Origin of the sequence: Psychrobacter cibarius, assembly GCF_904845955.1 — a bacterium.
GTDB lineage: Bacteria > Pseudomonadota > Gammaproteobacteria > Pseudomonadales > Moraxellaceae > Psychrobacter > Psychrobacter cibarius_B.
Map to the genome: position 1 here is coordinate 422,821 of NZ_CAJGYX010000001.1, position 17,435 is coordinate 440,255.

At 44.4% G+C, this 17,435-nt stretch carries 13 protein-coding genes; 6 read left to right on the forward strand and 7 right to left on the reverse strand.

The features are described from left to right. Positions 1-52 precede the first annotated feature (52 nt). Positions 53-1,444, forward strand: coding sequence for an adenylosuccinate lyase (gene purB, locus JMV76_RS01655; protein ID WP_201501377.1), 1,392 nt, complete (start codon positions 53-55; stop codon positions 1,442-1,444). 124 nt (positions 1,445-1,568) lie between these two features. Here purB and JMV76_RS01660 read toward each other — a convergent pair whose 3' ends face one another. Further along, on the reverse strand, positions 1,569-1,763 hold the full coding sequence (locus JMV76_RS01660) for an NF038104 family lipoprotein (RefSeq protein WP_109591335.1): 195 nt from the start codon (positions 1,761-1,763) through the stop codon (positions 1,569-1,571). 156 nt (positions 1,764-1,919) lie between these two features. Between JMV76_RS01660 and JMV76_RS01665 the strand changes: the two genes are divergently transcribed. Continuing rightward, positions 1,920-3,092, forward strand: a complete 1,173-nt coding sequence (locus JMV76_RS01665) for a cupin domain-containing protein (RefSeq protein WP_201501378.1) — start codon at positions 1,920-1,922, stop codon at positions 3,090-3,092. A 174-nt stretch (positions 3,093-3,266) separates the two neighbouring features. Here JMV76_RS01665 and JMV76_RS01670 read toward each other — a convergent pair whose 3' ends face one another. The 3 genes from JMV76_RS01670 to JMV76_RS01680 form a co-directional block, all read right to left on the reverse strand. Further along, entirely contained in the window at positions 3,267-3,959 is a 693-nt protein-coding gene (locus JMV76_RS01670) for a 1-pyrroline-5-carboxylate dehydrogenase (protein WP_045446201.1), read from the reverse strand. A gap of 11 nt (positions 3,960-3,970) precedes the next feature. After that, complete coding sequence (gene putA / locus JMV76_RS01675; protein WP_201501379.1) at positions 3,971-7,234, reverse strand: bifunctional proline dehydrogenase/L-glutamate gamma-semialdehyde dehydrogenase PutA; 3,264 nt, start codon at positions 7,232-7,234, stop codon at positions 3,971-3,973. 742 nt (positions 7,235-7,976) lie between these two features. After that, complete coding sequence (locus JMV76_RS01680) at positions 7,977-9,272, reverse strand: NCS2 family permease (RefSeq protein WP_201501380.1); 1,296 nt, start codon at positions 9,270-9,272, stop codon at positions 7,977-7,979. Between the two features lie 445 nt (positions 9,273-9,717). On the opposite strand from JMV76_RS01680, the gene tolQ reads away from it, so the two are divergent. From tolQ to JMV76_RS01700, 4 genes are all read left to right on the forward strand, one after another. Next, positions 9,718-10,470, forward strand: coding sequence for a protein TolQ (gene tolQ, locus JMV76_RS01685; protein ID WP_227690017.1), 753 nt, complete (start codon positions 9,718-9,720; stop codon positions 10,468-10,470). A 4-nt stretch (positions 10,471-10,474) separates the two neighbouring features. Then, positions 10,475-10,933 carry a protein TolR gene (gene tolR / locus JMV76_RS01690; protein WP_201501381.1) on the forward strand — a complete coding sequence of 153 codons (459 nt, stop codon included), beginning with the start codon at positions 10,475-10,477 and terminating at the stop codon, positions 10,931-10,933. Positions 10,934-11,008: 75 nt separating this feature from the next. Then, complete coding sequence (locus JMV76_RS01695; protein WP_201501382.1) at positions 11,009-11,926, forward strand: cell envelope integrity protein TolA; 918 nt, start codon at positions 11,009-11,011, stop codon at positions 11,924-11,926. A 74-nt stretch (positions 11,927-12,000) separates the two neighbouring features. Beyond that, a complete protein-coding gene (locus JMV76_RS01700; RefSeq protein WP_227675919.1) occupies positions 12,001-13,302 on the forward strand; it encodes a translocation protein TolB in 1,302 nt (433 codons plus the stop codon). Positions 13,303-13,445: 143 nt separating this feature from the next. Here JMV76_RS01700 and JMV76_RS01705 read toward each other — a convergent pair whose 3' ends face one another. The 3 genes from JMV76_RS01705 to JMV76_RS01715 all read right to left on the reverse strand — a co-directional run bounded on the left by JMV76_RS01705 (position 13,446) and on the right by JMV76_RS01715 (position 17,419). Beyond that, positions 13,446-14,078, reverse strand: coding sequence for a c-type cytochrome (locus JMV76_RS01705; RefSeq protein ID WP_201501635.1), 633 nt, complete (start codon positions 14,076-14,078; stop codon positions 13,446-13,448). Between the two features lie 104 nt (positions 14,079-14,182). Next, positions 14,183-15,784, reverse strand: coding sequence for a flavin monoamine oxidase family protein (locus tag JMV76_RS01710; RefSeq protein ID WP_201501383.1), 1,602 nt, complete (start codon positions 15,782-15,784; stop codon positions 14,183-14,185). A gap of 165 nt (positions 15,785-15,949) precedes the next feature. Then, positions 15,950-17,419 carry a cytochrome c gene (locus JMV76_RS01715; RefSeq protein ID WP_201501384.1) on the reverse strand — a complete coding sequence of 490 codons (1,470 nt, stop codon included), beginning with the start codon at positions 17,417-17,419 and terminating at the stop codon, positions 15,950-15,952. Positions 17,420-17,435 lie beyond the last annotated feature (16 nt).

The window sequence follows — 17,435 nt, forward strand, 5'->3', positions numbered from 1 at the left end:
TGTGATTTCACAGTTTTCATCACTTTTACTTTTTTAATTTAAAGGCATTATTATGAACTTACTTACCGCACTCTCCCCAATCGATGGTCGTTACGCCTCTAAAGCTGACAGCTTGCGTCCTTATTTATCAGAATTTGGTCTCATTAAAGCCCGCGTCACTGTCGAGATTCGCTGGTTACAGTCATTGGCAGATAACAATGCGATTGGTGAATTGGCAGCATTTGATACCGATACCAATGCCTTTTTAAACAGCATCGTTGATGACTTTAGTGAAGCAGATGCCCAAGCCATCAAAGACATCGAAGCAACGACCAATCATGATGTAAAAGCCGTTGAGTACTTCATCAAAGACAAGTTCCGTGGTCAGGCAGCACTTGAAGATTCATTAGAATTTATTCATTTTGCGTGTACCAGTGAGGATATCAACAACTTGTCTTATGCGTTAATGCTAAAAGACAGCCGCGAGATTGTGGTTGCGAAAATGCAGCAATTGACTGATAGCATCGTTGATTTGGCGATTGCTCATGCTGATCAACCCATGCTATCACGCACCCATGGCCAAACCGCTAGCCCAACGACGCTAGGTAAAGAGATGGCAAACGTCGCTTATCGCCTAGCCCGTCAAATTAAGCAAGTGAATCAAGTAGAGCTATTGGGTAAAATCAATGGCGCGGTTGGTAACTATAACGCTCATTACGCCTCATACCCTGACGTCGATTGGCAAGCACATGCAGAACGCTTCATTGATGAAAGCCTTGAGCTGACTTTTAACCCTTATACCACGCAAATTGAGCCACATGATTATATCGCTGAGCTATTTGATGCCGTCAAACGTTTTAATACCATCCTAATCGATTTTAACCGTGATATTTGGCAATACATTAGCTTAGGCTATTTCAAACAGCGCCTAAAAGATGGTGAAGTGGGCTCTTCTACCATGCCGCATAAAGTGAACCCGATTGATTTTGAAAACTCAGAAGGTAACTTGGGCGTTGCTAATGCCATGCTGGCTCATTTGGGTGAAAAACTGCCAATTTCACGTATGCAGCGCGATTTATCAGACTCTACCGTACTTCGTAATATCGGTGTTGGTCTGGCGCAAAGTATGATTGCTTATGATGCTTGTTTAAAAGGTGTCAGCAAACTTGAATTGAATGCCCAGCGCTTAAACGACGATTTGGATAATGCACAAGAAGTATTGGCTGAGCCGATTCAAACCGTCATGCGCCGCTACCGTGTTGAGAACCCATACGAGAAGCTTAAAGCTCTGACTCGTGGTAATGCCATGACTCGCGAAGCCATGCTGACATTCGTTGAAAGTGATGAGCTATCTGCGGTAAGCGATGCGGATAAAGCGCGCCTACGTGAGATGACGCCAGCCACTTATATCGGTAATGCGGCGGAGCAAGCGCGCACGATTAAAGAGTGGATTGCTAAGATTTAACTGGTAACAATCTTATCTTTATAAAATGTTAAAAAGATATAAACGAACATTCATTTATATCTTTTTAAAAAAACCTTACTCTAAACACTATGATTTTTTAAATACATAGTTAATGGGTGAGGTTTTATTCTTTATCGTCTTCATCTTTTTTATCACTGCTATCACCCGGTATAATCGCTTTGGTAACAGCAACAGTACCTTTGACGACGCCTTTAGTGGTTTTGTAGGCGACTTTTACAGGTACAGTGACGATTTTATGCACACAAGCTTGCAGCATAAACATACTGGCGATGATGACGATAAACTGTAATTTTTTCATAAATTTCCTACGGATAATGAGAGGCACTGATGGCTATATTTTGACCATCAGCTAGACGCTAATCATAAACCAATACACGTCAGCTATAAAGCACTGTTCTAGTTTTATATTCTGCTTACCTTGATATCCTTTCTACTTAAACACACGGATCTACCCATGACTTCTATACCGCTTTGTTTACCCGACTCTATCACGCCTGAGCAATTTTTAAGCGAATACTGGCAAAAAAAGCCACTCTTAATTAAACAAGGCTTACCACAGCTAATTGGCATGTTTGAACCTGACGACATGCTCGGTCTAGCCCTAGAAGAAGATGCCGCAGCGCGCCTGCTGACTCAAGCAGCAAGTAAAAAAGAAGGTCAGCCGCAGTGGCAACTCAAAAAAAGCCCATTGACTGAAACTGATTTCGATAACTTACCTGAGCAATGGACCGTACTGGTGCAGAATATGGAACAGTGGTCACCTGAGCTTGGTCAATTGTGGCAAGCCTTTGACTTTATTCCACAATGGCAACGTGATGACATCATGGTTTCTTATGCGCCAAAAGCTGGCTCAGTCGGCAAACACTATGACGATTATGATGTGTTTCTTGCGCAAGGCTACGGCACTAGACGTTGGCAACTGGGCAAATTCTGTGATAAAAATACCGAGTTTGTCGCTGATGAACCGATTCGATTGTTTGATGATATGGGCGAGATTATCTTTGATGAGATATTAGAAGCGGGTGACGTGCTTTACGTACCACCGAAGCTATCACATTTTGGTGTGGCACAAGACGATTGCTTAACCTTTTCATTTGGCTGCCGTCGTCCCAACTTGATGCAAATCATCGACAGCTTGGCTGATATTGCCACCAACGATAGCGATTTATTTATCCCAATGCTGCTGCCACAAGCGCTGCAAGCGTCAGGTGAATTGCAAGCGAGCAGCATCAATGCGATCAAAGATCAGCTATTACAAATGCTACAGTCTGAGCGTGGTAATGATATCATTCGTCAAGCAGTTTCTGAAGTCGTCAGCAAACGCCAGTATGATGCGCTGATGCCAGAGGATACATTGGATACGGATGAGCTCATGCAAGCTCTAGCAGAAGGTGCCACCTTGCAAGCGGATTATAGCAATCGTTTGCTCTATAGCCAGACTAATGATGGCATTATGCTATATGCCAATGGTCAGCGCATTGACGGGCTTGACGAGACCGCAGTAGCGGTATTGGTGCGTTTGGCTAATGGCGAACACCTAAATAGTCAAGATGTCACCGATGTTGATGCAGATGATTTGAGCGAATGGCTAGAGAACGGTTGGGTATGGATTGATATTGCTGAATAACATCTATTAATCAGACATGAATCAAATAACGCAAATAAAAAAACCGCTATCTGACAATTATTCAGATAGCGGTTTTTTCTTATAAATCGTATTCGGTATTTATAGCTATACCAAACACTGCTTCGCACTTATCAAAACGGATATAAGAGAGAAGCGGGTTTGTAATTAATACGGTTATTCTGTACCAAGTTCAAGCAAGCTAGCATTACCACCGATCGCTGTGGTATTGATTGTTTTGACACGCTCAGTGACAAAACGATGCAAATAATCAGGCGTTAGCATCTCTGACAAGCCTTCCATATCGGTGACGCTGATGACTTGCGTTAAGATACCATCGGTATTGGCAAGCTCTTGACTGATAGTCTGCACTTCGCTTCGATTGCCAGAGACTGCAACCTGTGCCAGACGATCGATATATAAAAGCGTGACGGTTTGCGAGTCATTCGCCACACTCAATACATCTTCGCTGATACCTGTATCGTATAGTATCTTGGCAGCTTCATTGCACATCTCATCTTGGCTTGGGCAATGCAGAATGACTTCATTACCTGTCAATAGTGCGGCTACCAACTGTCCTAATACCGCCATGGCTCTAGCAGATTCACCACCAATAACCATGGTTTTACCACGACCAGTGACATATAGATCATTGGATTCACCAGTTGCACCAGTCATGCGATGCACCTCATCCAAGCTAGGCGCGGCGCTCAATAGATGATTGAACAAACGCTTTGCTTTATTGGCATCACCAGTCAGCAATGCCAACTTTGGAATAGCCGCTTGCAGATATGTTGCGCGATTCACTGCGCCAAGTAATCGCCAAGATTCACAAACCTGGGCATGATTTTTTTTGAATTCAGTCGCCATGTTGCTACTCCTTATGCGAGTTCTGTTTGAGTGGTGGTTTGGGTAGTGGTATTAGTAGTATTAGCAGTTGTCTGATTACTGCTATTTGACTCTGAGCTAAGCTGCATCAAACGTGCGACATAATGCGGGCCACCAGCTTTAGGACCCGTGCCAGACAGACCACAACCCCCGAATGGTTGTACGTTTACGACGGCACCGATTTGGTTGCGGTTGATATAAGTATTACCTACAAATGCACGGCGCTCGATGTGCTCAACGGTATTTTCGATACGGCTATGAATACCCAAGGTCAAACCAAAGCCTGTCGCGTTGATGGCATCAATCAGCTTATTCAGATCACGTGCTTGATAGCGCAGTACGTGCAAAATTGGACCAAAATGCTCGCCACCTATCACGTCGATACTTTTCACTTCGATCGCTGTTGGCAATACAAAGGTAGACTGTTCTTGACTAACAACTGAGCTTGAGCTCATTGGTGTCTGTGCCAAGATAGTCGCCGTTGGCTCAGCGTCCATACGCTCGATATGCGCTTCAAGACTACGTTTGGCATCCGCATCAATCACTGGACCCACATCTGTAGCAGCATATAAAGGATTGCCGACCGATAGCTCAGCCATATTACCTTGTAATAGCTCAATTAAATTATCGGCCATTTCTTCTTGCACGCACAATATACGACAAGCTGAGCAACGCTGACCTGCTGAACCAAATGCAGATAAAACAGCGTCTCTAACCACTTGTTCTGGCAATGCCGTTGAATCGACAATCATAGCATTCTGACCACCAGTTTCGGCGATAAAGACAGGTAGCTCACCACTGGCTTGGGCATGATCATTTAGGCTTTGGTTAATACGTTGAGCCGTTTGGGTTGAACCCGTAAATATCACACCTGCTATATTGTCAGCCGCTGTCAATGCACCACCAACATCGCCAGCACCGATCACTAACTGTAAGGCTTGTGTTGGTACGCCTGCTTGGTACATTAGCTGAGCACCAAAATGGGCAATCAAGCTGGTTTGTTCGGCAGGTTTCGCCACCACCGTATTACCTGCTGCTAGCGCCGCTACGATTTGACCCGTATAGATAGCCAATGGGAAGTTCCATGGGCTAATACAGACAAAGGTGCCACGTGCTTTATAAACTTGACGAGATTGCTTGCCAGCCAAATCAGTAAATTCATGCACGACGTCGTCTAAACGCTCTGCTTCATCGGCATAAAAACGGCAGAAATCAACCGCTTCTTTGATTTCATCAATACCGTCTTGAAGGGTTTTGCCCGCTTCGATTTGGCATAGCGCCATTAGCTCAGCATAGTTTTCTTCATAGAGATCAGCTATCTTACGCAATATTTCAGCACGCTTAGCAGCTGATACTGCTTGCCAGACACTTTGCCCTGCCACTGGCGCATCGATCGCTTGACCAGCTATTTCAGCATTGGCATAAGTGACTTCACCAGCACTTACTTCGTGGTTCCAAGGTGCACGTACGGTTTGAGCCGCAAGCTTATGCGTTACGCCCTCTACTTCATATTCATCAACTGCTTTGCCATTGACGATGGACGTCGCTGACCAAGTTTTATGCAAATGGCTATCGATAGCAGATTTGAAGGGCAGCCATTGTGACTCTACGAATATATTAGGGCCAAAACTGGCACGGCGCGCACCATAAATCTCTAACGGCAACGGAATCTCTGGATTGTGTAACGTCGCATTGGTCAGTAGCTTGTCATAAGGATGTACTGTCAGCTTCTCAATAGGATAAGACTTGTCTAGCAGCTGATGGACAAACGAGCTGTTGGCACCGTTTTCGAGCAAGCGACGTACCAAGTACGGCAGCAAATCTTTATGCGCGCCAACTGGGGCATAGATACGTACCGGAGTTTGATACGCTTGTAAGATATGATCATAAAGCGCATCACCCATGCCGTGCAAACGCTGAAACTCAAAGTCTCTATGCTTACTCATGGTCATAATTGACGCTAGGGTGTGCGCATTGTGTGTCGCAAACTGTGGCCAAATCAAGCCTCGCAGATGATCTGATAACAAGAAACGCGCACAGGCAAGATAAGCAGTATCCGTGCCTTCTTTACGTGTCCAGACAGGATAGCCTGACAGACCTTTTTGCTGGGCAAGCTTGATCTCAGTATCCCAATAGGCACCCTTTACCAGACGTACTGGAATACGATCTCCCACCTCAGTCGATAGGCGAGCCAGCCACACCAAAATAGCAATGGGACGCTTAGAGTAACCTTGCACGACCAAGCCAAGACCATCCCAGTCAGCCGTCAAATTGTCACGGTACAAAGACTCAAACAGTTTTAAAGAAATTTCAAGGCGGTCGGCTTCTTCGGCATCGATACTAAGGTCAACGTTGACTTCACGTGCCGCTTCGATGAGCAGCAAGCAGCGTTGACGTAATAAACCCATGACTTGGGCTTCTTGCGTGGCTTCATAGCGAGGGTGCAATGCTGACAGCTTGATAGATACTGATGGCTTAGGCATGCCTTCTTTGACTTTGATACTGGCAGTGGCTCTGATCGCATGCAGGTAGTCATTGAAGTATTTTTCAGCGTCTTTATGCGCAATAGCCGCTTCACCGAGCATATCAAACGAATAGGTATAGCCTTTATTACGATAAGGCTGGCTATTTTTATTGGCGTCCTCGATGGTCTCGCCCAATACAAACTGATGACCCATGATCCGCATGGCTTTTTGCAAGGCACTACGAATAACAGGCTCACCCATCTTTTTAGTCATGCGATCCAAAAAGCCTGATGCTGTGGTGCTACTATCAATACTGACGACACGACCTGTCATCATCATGCCCCATGTCGAGGCATTGACCATAAAACCGTTGTCATTTTTGATGTGCTTTTTCCAATCAGCCACACTCATTTTGTCATGAATCAAGGCATCAGCAGTATAATTGTCTGGCACTCGAATCAAGGCTTCTGCTAAGCTCATCAGCAAGATACCTTCTTGGGTATCAAGACTATACTCAAGCAGTAATGAGTCGACCATCTTGACCGCTTTGCCATCATTACGTACATGCTCAACCAGCTGGCGCGTTTGCTCAGCAGCGGCGTCACGTTCTTCTGTGCTGGGTTCAGCCAGTGGCAATAATTTGGACAACCAGCGCTCTTCATCGACGCTATACAACGGCGAAATACGGGCGTGCAGAGTTTCTGCCGACTGGGTAATGTAGTCTGGCGATAGCAAATCGACAGGATTAAACAAAATCGGCTCTTGCGGGGTAAACTGGTCTACTGGGTTCATAACAACTCCATAACTATCGTTTAAAAACCATCATAAATAGTGCTTTAGGAAGTCTGATCGTCTGGTATAACTAGCCATCACCATCATTCATTTAGATGATAGCTATCGATAGATACTTATAACAATAATCAAAAGTCCAAACGGCGCCATCACAAAACGAGAAAATCCAGCGTAGGCTGGAAGCGGTTAAGTAGGTCGTTCGACTGTTAAACGGGCTACGTTAACAATACAAAGGCAACAACGAACAGCTAAGCGGCATTAGTGCCTTCTTCTTGTTTGTAGTGAAAGGAGTGTGATGATCAGATATCGCTATTAAAACGAAAAAATCGCTTTAGCAAAAAAATCTGCCACCTTGGATGCTGCTAATTCACTGTAAGAAAAACCTCTACGGCGTTGATTGAGGTGATGCGCTTAACTCGGCTATAATATCATGAAAAAAAATTTCAAACTAACGATATTGCTTATTTTCACAAATTAATATATTTCTAAAAAACAATCAGTTAACAGCACTTTATCCCTTATGACGCACTGGTTATACTTTTCTATTTACTATTGGCGATTAATTATTTTATTAAATCAAACACTTGAATAAATTTAGGGAAATTTGAGCCATTTTAAATCAAAAAAAACCCCTTTATCGTTTCCGAATAAAGAGGAATTTAACGTAACAAAACTCAAAAGCAGTAAAATAATATCGAAAGCAGTAAATTAGTATCAAACGCTCACCGCATCCTAGTAAAACTTATAAAACCACCAACTTGGTCAGCAAAATAACCGTCAATACCCAAACTGGGATCGTAATTTCAGAGAATTTACCGGTCATCAGTTTTACCGCGGTAAAAGTGATAAAACCAAGCGCAATACCATCAGCGATAGAGTACGTCAGCGGGGTCAATAACAGAACAACCGCTACAGGAGCCGCTTCTGTCAAATCTTCCCAGTTGATTTCTTTTAGGGTAAATAACATCAGTACCGACACATAGAAAATCGCGCCAGCTGTGGCGTAAGCAGGAATCATACCAGCCAATGGTGCAAAGAAAATACTCAGTACAAACAATACGCCAACCGTCACTGCCATCAGACCTGTACGACCACCTGATGCTACTCCAGAAGCACTCTCAATATAACTGGTAGTCGATGACGTACCCAACATTGCACCAGCGACCGTAGCAGTAGAATCCGCCAGTAGCGCTTTGTCCATATTAGGAATATTGCCGTCTTTATCAATTAAACCCGCTTTATTGGCAATACCAACCAAACTACCTGTCGTATCAAATAAATCAACGAATAAGAAGGCAAAGATAACGCTGATCATACCAACGTCAAACGCACCGGCAATATCAAGCTCCATCAATGTTGGTGTGATAGATGGCGGCGCAGACATGATGCCAGCAAACTGTGTATGGCCTGTCAACAAGCTAATCACGGTGATAACCAAGATACCAATCGTCACAGCACCTGGGACTTTTTTATAGACCAAACCAATAATAATAAAGAAACCCAAAGCAGCCATCATAGGCGCAAATGAGGTCATGTCACCAAGCATCACCAATGTCGCATCACGACCGACAATGATACCTGAGCTCTGTAGCGCAATAAATGCTAAGAAAGCACCAATACCTGCCACAATACCTTGCTTAAGGCTGTTTGGAATGGCATTGATAAGCCATTCGCGAATCTTAAACAAACCCAAAATGATAAACAAGCAACCCGATATGAAAACAGCACCTAGCGCAGTTTGCCAAGCGTAGCCCATACCCAATACAACGCCGTAAGTAAAAAAGGCGTTCAAACCCATACCTGGTGCGAGTGCCACCGGCAGTCTGGCATAGATACCCATAATAAAGCAGCCTATTGCCGCTGCTAAACAGGTGGCAACAAATACCGCCCCTTTATCCATACCAGCTTCCGCCAATACGTTGGGGTTGACAAAGATGATATAAGCCATGGTCAAAAAGGTGGTTATACCGGCAAGGATTTCCGTTTTGACTGTGGTGTTTTCACCATTAATCCCAAAATAGCGTTCAATTGCATTCATAAGTGTCGCGCCCAGCTTGCTAGTGAAAGAACAAATTTATTGATGCCTAAAATAAATATGACGTCAGCCAATGGATGGCGACGTCATTATCAAAAGACAGCGGTAACAAGGTGCAACATTTTAGAGAAGTTGCGGTACAAATTCAATCATTACCAGTGCCTTATGGGTACAAACCCACCTTTTCAGTCAATTGAGACATAACAGCCAGACAATATTTCAGACATCCGCATATAAATTAACCTTATACTATGAATTGTACAAACAGCTGTTAATTATTTGGTATTTAACACTTTAACAAATGACCTTTTCGACATTTAGCAGTACACTAGGCGGCTGATAGCAATATGCATCATGACTGTCCTGTTATATTTTCATTATTAAAGATCCTATCTGGTCTGCGTGTCGCGCCATGCCAGCTATTATTAATTACCCATGAGTCCCATACATGCCTGAATCATTAAATATTATCGACCTTATTACCCAAGCCAGTCTCTTGGTGCAGATTGTGATGGCATTATTGTTGTTGGCGTCTTTACTCAGCTGGGTAATTATCTTTCGTATGAGCGCGAGGCTTGGTACGGCCAAAAATTTCGATCAACAGTTTGAAACTTGGTTTTGGTCAGGTGAAGACTTAGCCAAGCTTTACCAAGGCGTACAAGGCTCACCTGAACGCCAAGGACTTGAGCAAATATTTTATGTGGGATTTTCTGAATATTTAAGAATGCATAAAAAGCGCCAACCCAAAGATGACATCATCGATGGTGTTGAGCGCAAGCTACGAGTCGGTTTAGGGCGTCAGCAGCAACTATTAGAATCAGGATTGACCACGCTAGCGAGTATTGGCTCAGTCGCGCCTTATGTTGGATTGTTCGGTACGGTTTGGGGCATCATGAACGCCTTTTTAGGATTGTCACAAACAGAGCAAGCGACCCTCGCCTCTGTCGCACCTGGTATTGCTGAAGCACTAATCGCAACCGCTATGGGCTTGTTTGCAGCGATTCCTGCCGTACTGGCGTATAACCACTTTACCGCCAAATCTAGTCGCTTGTACGATTCACGTGCTTTATTTTGCGATGAAATGACGGGCATGCTCCAGCGCGAGACCAGTGCAGAAAGCACTGTTGATAGAGACGTTGGTAGAGACAATGTCGCTACGAGAGAAACGACATCTACAGCCAATCAGGCACAAGGACTATGAAATCATGAAACAGAGTCCCTATCGCCGTGAAAAAAAAGCGCTCAATGCGGAGATGAATGTCGTTCCTTACATCGACGTGATGTTGGTGCTGCTCGTCATATTTATGGTCACAGCGCCCATGCTGATTACGGGCGTCGATGTTGACTTGCCAAAAGAGCAAACCAATACCATGAGCCAAAGCCAACTACCCGTCATTGTGTCCTTGACCGATAGTGGCGATATTTTTATCAGCTATGAGAATAATGTTGATCTGCCGATTAGTGAACCAGAGCTGATTGATACGCTCGCCAATCTGCAAAGCCAAAGCAGCAATGTAGGCGCTCAGCCCGTACAAGTGATGATTAATGCCGATCAAAACAATCAGTATGGCGCTATCATGACACTCATGGCCACCTTACAAAAAGCGGGCATTCAAAAGGTGGGATTATTAACAGGCGCACCCTTGCCCACACCATCATTGTAATAAATCCTATTCCTCACTCAGCTTGCTATAATAAAGTAGATAATTTGATGAACCTCGTCCTTGAGTATCTTTACTATGCATAATGCTCCTGTCGTTTATGTACCGACCCAACCTGAAGGCAATGGGCTAACATTGCCTACGCTACTTAGCGTGCTGGCACATGGTCTCGTGATTGGGATACTCGTTTATACTTATCAACATACTAAAACCGACACTGTGGAAAGTATTGAGACGGTCATGGTCTCCCCTGAGCAATTGGCTGAAATGCAAGGTCAAATCCTTGTCAATCGTGCAGCGGCAGCTAGCGCGATGCAAGCTGAAACTAATGCAAGTAGTGCATCGAGCACCTCATCATCAGAAAGTTTTAGCGATAGTGCCAGTCAGCCAATGCTGATGAGCGAGGAACAAAATCAGCGTCTGCTTGAGCAAAATCAAGAATACGAGCGCAATATGGCTGAGTTTGCAGCACAATTGGATGAGTCGGTGACAGAAGAGCATGGTCAGGTGGAGCAAAACAAAAAAGAACAGCTAATAGAAGAACAAAAACAGCTGGGCGATTTCCGTCATAAACAAAATAACCCGCCTAAGATTACACGCCCGACTGCGACTGATAAAAATTTAAAGATTAATACAGGTGATTCTGGTAGCGCAGATCAGAGATATGATCTAGAAGCAGACGGCAACTCAACAACATCTAATGGTGGTAGTAGCAGTACCTCTGGTTCTACTGGTGCTAGCGATAGTGATATAAAAGCACTAATCAAAAAGAATCTTATATCACCAGAAGGAGCTAAGGGGCAAACTATCTTAGCAACTCTGACTATTACTGTTGATAGCAGTGGTATTATAACTGGTTACAATGCATCAGGAAGTAACCCAAAATATAACAAAGCACTAGAAGATGCAGCTAGGGTTACCAGAAAATTACCCATTGGTCCTGACGATCCTAAATACCCTACTTTTAGCATAGAATATATTGGAACAACTAAATAAAACTCAGTATATAAAAATCTCATTTCTTAAATTTTAAAAGTATCAAGATTCTTTATTAATTTTAGGAGAATAAATTGTACAATTATATTTACAAAAAAAAGCTGACAACTCTGTGTATTAGCGCATCATGTTTACTTGCTTCTACTAGTTTATTTGCCAAAGAAATAGTCGTACTACAGGATAGTTTCGAAATTCCCGTTCAACAAAACCAAGTCGCGTTTGTGCCATTTGCTGGTGATTCTGTATTATCGCCGATTATTCTAAATGATTTAAGCAAAACAGAGCTAAAAGTGACTAGCAAGGATCTACCACAGCAGCCGCGCAGTAGCAGCGAGCTGGCAGGCACATTGCCAGTATGGCAAAGCATGGGGATTCCTTATCTAGTGGTCGGCAGCACCCGCAGCAATCGCGGTAAAATAGTAACCGATTACGAAGTGATTGACGTTAAATCTGGTAGAGTAATCGAAGGCAAACAAAGCTTAACGGCTGACAATAATAAAGAAAGCATGCGCTATGCTGGTCACGTCATCGCTGATAAAGTATATGAGCTAATTACTGGTACGCCAGGTGACTTTTCAGGGCGTATTGCTTATATTGAAGAGATTGGTGCTGGTAAAGAAAAAGTCTCACGTTTAAAAGTGATGGATGCCGATGGCGAAAATGCCAAAACCATTACTGAAGTAACCGGTTCTATCTTTTCACCAACATGGTCGCCAGATGGCAATCGCATTGCTTATTCCGTACAACGTGATAAATCTTATCCCGTTATTTATGTACAAAGTGTGAGCGGTGGCGGTGCAACCCCGTTAACGCCCTTCCCTGGCAGCAACCTCAGTCCATCATTTTCACCTGATGGCAGCAAGATATTATTTTCTAGCAGCTTTGAAGGCAGTGCCGATATTTATGAGATGAGTGCCAGTGGTGGTCAACCTAGAAGGCTTATCAATTGGCCAAGCAGCGAAGTGCAACCAAGTTATGCGCCTGATGGCAAATCCTTTGTTTTTGTATCAGACAAAACTGGATTTAACAAACCACAGATTTATCGTTATGAGTTTGGTTCAGGACGTACTACTAAGGTATCAAGTAGCGGTTATGCCACTAGCCCGCAATTTAGTAACGATGGCTCACAAATTGCATTTTTAAGTGGTCGCTCAGCGGCGATCATGAATAGCGGCGGCGCGGTCACTACTAACTTGGGCAATACCGGTATCGATGAAGCGCCAAGCTTTTCGCCTAATGGTAAGCGTGTTGTTTACGCCTCAAAGCAAGGTGGCAAAGGCGTATTAACCATCAAATCATTGAATGGTGGCGAGTCGTTTGGTAAGTCTGGTCAAGGCACGATTCGCTCACCAGTCTGGTCATCTAGTCCTAAATAAATCCTCTTTCTTAATCCATAAAGTCTTGCTCATAAAAAAGCGCCTAATAAATAATTAGGCGCTTTTTTATATTGCGAAGCACGGTTAAATCATTTTGCTACTAGGATATATTGGACAATTATTGACTAAAATAGTAAACACGATTAATCATCACTCGGATCACCCGCTGATGGATTTGGATGCCGCAGTTTTGCCACATCTTCAGCAGTCACGGTATCGGTAAAACCATTTAAGTCACTGACCACATATTGAGTAACCGCCGCCATCTGCGCATCGTTCATCATCCCATGGAATGAGGGCATACCACGAAAGCCATTAATCAAGATATCGATGATGTAATACTTTGATTGCATCTTACTGTTATTCGCCAGTGGCGGATAATAGCCTGCACCGTAAGCACCCTCGCCTTTGTGCATGTGACAAGCCGCACAAGAGTCGTGATACAGCTTTTTGCCATCTGTCGTTACAAAGCCATTTGTGCCTTCAAACTTTGCGTCCCATTCAGTAATACTTGGGTCGTCTTCCATATTGGGCAATGAGCTGTCGTCGACAATATTGATAGCAGGTGCAGTAAGCTCTTCACGGCTCATATAAACGCCGCCCCATGCACCCGTATTTCGGCTTGCTTGATAGTCATTGGTTGTCAAGGAATCCTGATCTTGTACACTGGAAACCGTCACTTCATCATCTGACCGTTGACTACAGCCCAACAGTGCTGCACTGCTGATCCCACTCAGCAGCATCACCGTCAGCAGTTTGAGTGTCATTTTTTTCATGACTTTTTTCTTCAAGATTGCTTTCTCCACGATTGCCTTCTTCACAATTGCATTGTCCATGATAGCCTCTGAATCTTATAGTTATTTATATAACCCAAGCGTTATTAAACAAGCATTTTTGCTTTTTTATGTAGGCGCTTTGCGGCATCCATACCAGATAAAATAGCGCCTTCTTGCCATGCCGGAATATGTGAGCAATGCTCGCCCGCCAGCACAATACGATTATCAATACTGCACAAGGTATCGTAATGCTGACGACGGGTCGACTCATTCCAAATACCGTAACAGCCGAGCGTCCATGGGATGCGGTGCCAGACAACTGATGTCCCTGCACGGAATTCTTTTGGATACTGAGGATGGATGTATTTACCATAAGCAAGCGCAACATTAATACGCTCTTGCGGCGTTAAGCTATTAAACTTATAAGACGTCGGACCACAACCATACGCACCGAGTAGCACGCCCGTACCATCTTTAAACATATTTTGTGACGGGTAAGCAATCTGAGCAATGGGCATGTCGGTATAAGTCAGACCACCAAATATCCATTCATCCTCTTCCCAAAAGCGGCGGTTGAACTCTAGACCAACTTTATAAGAGGTTTCATAAGGCACGGCGGCCATCGCCTGCTTCATTGGTTTTGAGACATTGATATCCATCTGCGTCAATACAGTTAATGGAATATTGCACACGCACCAGTCTGCACGAATGGTCTTGGTGGCACCATCTGGGCTGTTGCTGTCTACATAATCGACAGTGACGCCACTGTCATCTTGATGAATTTTAGTGACCTTTGCATTAAACTCAATCATATCGCGGCATTCACGGGTGAACGCATCCCCAATTTTCCCCATACCACCTACTGGCTGAAACATCGTCGGTTGATGACCATAAGTCATATGGTTGCCATAAATATCTGCCCACATACCTGAATCTAGTATCTCACTAATCGGCAAAGGTTTTGATGGCGTCGCATCAGGCATCAAGCCACCACCCGGAAACACACTAAAGCCGCGATGTTTACTGGTTTCATTACTGGCGCGATAACGATAATCTTTATCTAGCACCCCCCAGCCTTTTAAACCTTCTAATAGCTTTTCTTTGTCCTCAGTATTGACCGAGCGATCAAGACCACCGACGTTAACTGATTTCGATAGCAGCTCCGCGACATGACCTTGGATGTCGTTTTTCACATCACCCAAACGCTGCGGCACGCCGTCGAAATGAGTACTTCGATGCAGATAAGCACGATCATTGGTTTGAATAAAGGGCTGCATTTCAACGCCAAACTGTTTGCAATAATGGAAGACGGCATAATGATGGCTTGGCAGACGCCACGGTCCACCATTAAAATAATTGCCCTCTTCAAAATCACAGGTGACTTCTTCGCCGCCAAGCTCGGTATATTTATCACCGCTGTTCAGTGTCCAGCTACGACCGCCGCCACGATTTTGATATTCGAGCACTTTGACATCGTAACCCGCTTTACGTAACTCATAAGCTGCAGTCAGCCCGCCAAGACCCGCACCAAGAATGACGATACTAGCGCCCGGAGGTGCACCTTTAAGATCCATGGTCTCTTTAAAACTCGACTCTGACGCAAATCCTAATGTCGTCATCGCCTGATACATCGCGGTCGCGCCCGCTGTTTTACCAATCATCGAGAGCAGTTGGCGCCGCGTTGGTGATTGAAGCATGTCTTTCATAATAGTGTCCTTAAAGTAGACGTTCCTGCAAGACGGTAGGCATATGTATTATTAATCAGCTCGGCTTAGTTCTACGTCTGTTTTTCGAGCTGTTGTGCCTTACCATGTTGCCTGTAGATCTTACCCTATAATAAATATGTAAATCGTCTTTATAGAATCAATGAATCAACGACGGCGCCTAGACCGCAAGATGGCTCGTATAATAAACACAATGATAATAATAGCCACGATGATACCGATTACTGCCAGTAAGCCCGCATATTTGATTAAGAAGGGCTTGTCAGTACCTGTCGTTGCGATACGGTCAACATCACTAGCACACACCTCACTACTGTTGAGACCACCAAAATTCACACGCACATAATTGGTAATACCAGCGATTTGCTCGCTATTTAGCTCATCTGAGAACCCTGGCATGATAGGTGACGTGTTAGTCGCGCCTTCTACCCCATGAAGGATCATATTGACCAGCGCATCAGGTTTCTCACGGCGAATACTGCTGAGTCCAACGATAGGGGCGTAACGCGCATCAGGCTGACCATAACCATCAACGCCGTGACAGCTACCACAGGCTGCCAAATATAGCGATTCTGGTGAATTGCTGCCATTACTCACCTGCGCTTTGGCTTGGGCTAAATAATCTTTTTGCACCAGTAAATCATGAGTGATAGATTCGCTAATGGGTGTTGGCAAACGCGAGACATCAACGGCTGCGACCTTATCATCTGTTTGGATAGCAGGCACCGCTTTTAGATAAGAAGCAATGGCATTCAAATCTTCATTTTTTAAGTAGCGCGTACTATGTGCAACCGCCTCGCCCATAGGACCACCCGCATAGGCACGCTGGTCAAGCTCACCAGTACGCAGATAAGTGACAATATCTTGTTCACTCCAACTACCGATACCGCTCGACTCGTCAGGCGTGATATTTGGTGCATGCCAATGACCAAGCTGAGCACCTGATAGATACATTTTTTTATCGAAACCCATAGTGCTATTACGCGGGGTATGGCAAGTACCGCAGTGCTCTAAGTTATTGACAATATATTCACCACGTTGCTGCGTCTCAGTGAGACCATCACGGTTTTCAGTAGACGGGACATTGAGAAAATTCCAGCCAATCATTAAGCTGCGAATGTTAAAGGGAAATGGCAGGTCAGTTTTATATTTTGGTGCTTCATCGACAGTAGGTACGGTTTGCAGATAAGCAAACAACGCACTGATATCTTCTTCTTTCATGCCACTATAAGAAGGATATGGCATGGCAGGGTAAAGCATATGGCTTGGCGTACGACCTTTTTGCAACGCGTTCTTTAAATCCGTTTCGGTATAATCGCCAATACCATAACGTTTAGACGGAGTGATATTGGTTGAATAGATATCTCCCATCGGCGTTTCAATCGCTGTACCGCCAGTATAATCTTCGCCATGACATGCCATGCAATCGGCCGCACGGGCAATGTAAGCACCGCGATTGACAAGCTCGCTATTGGCTGGACTAATATTAGGTAAACTGGCATTAGGTAGGCTAGCATTGGCTAGGCTGGTATTGACGACGCTTGCGCCTTCAGCCATCGCAGCGCTGGAGGTCATACCAATGACGAGCATCGATAACATCACAGAAAGTGGCTTCATAATATCCTCATATAGC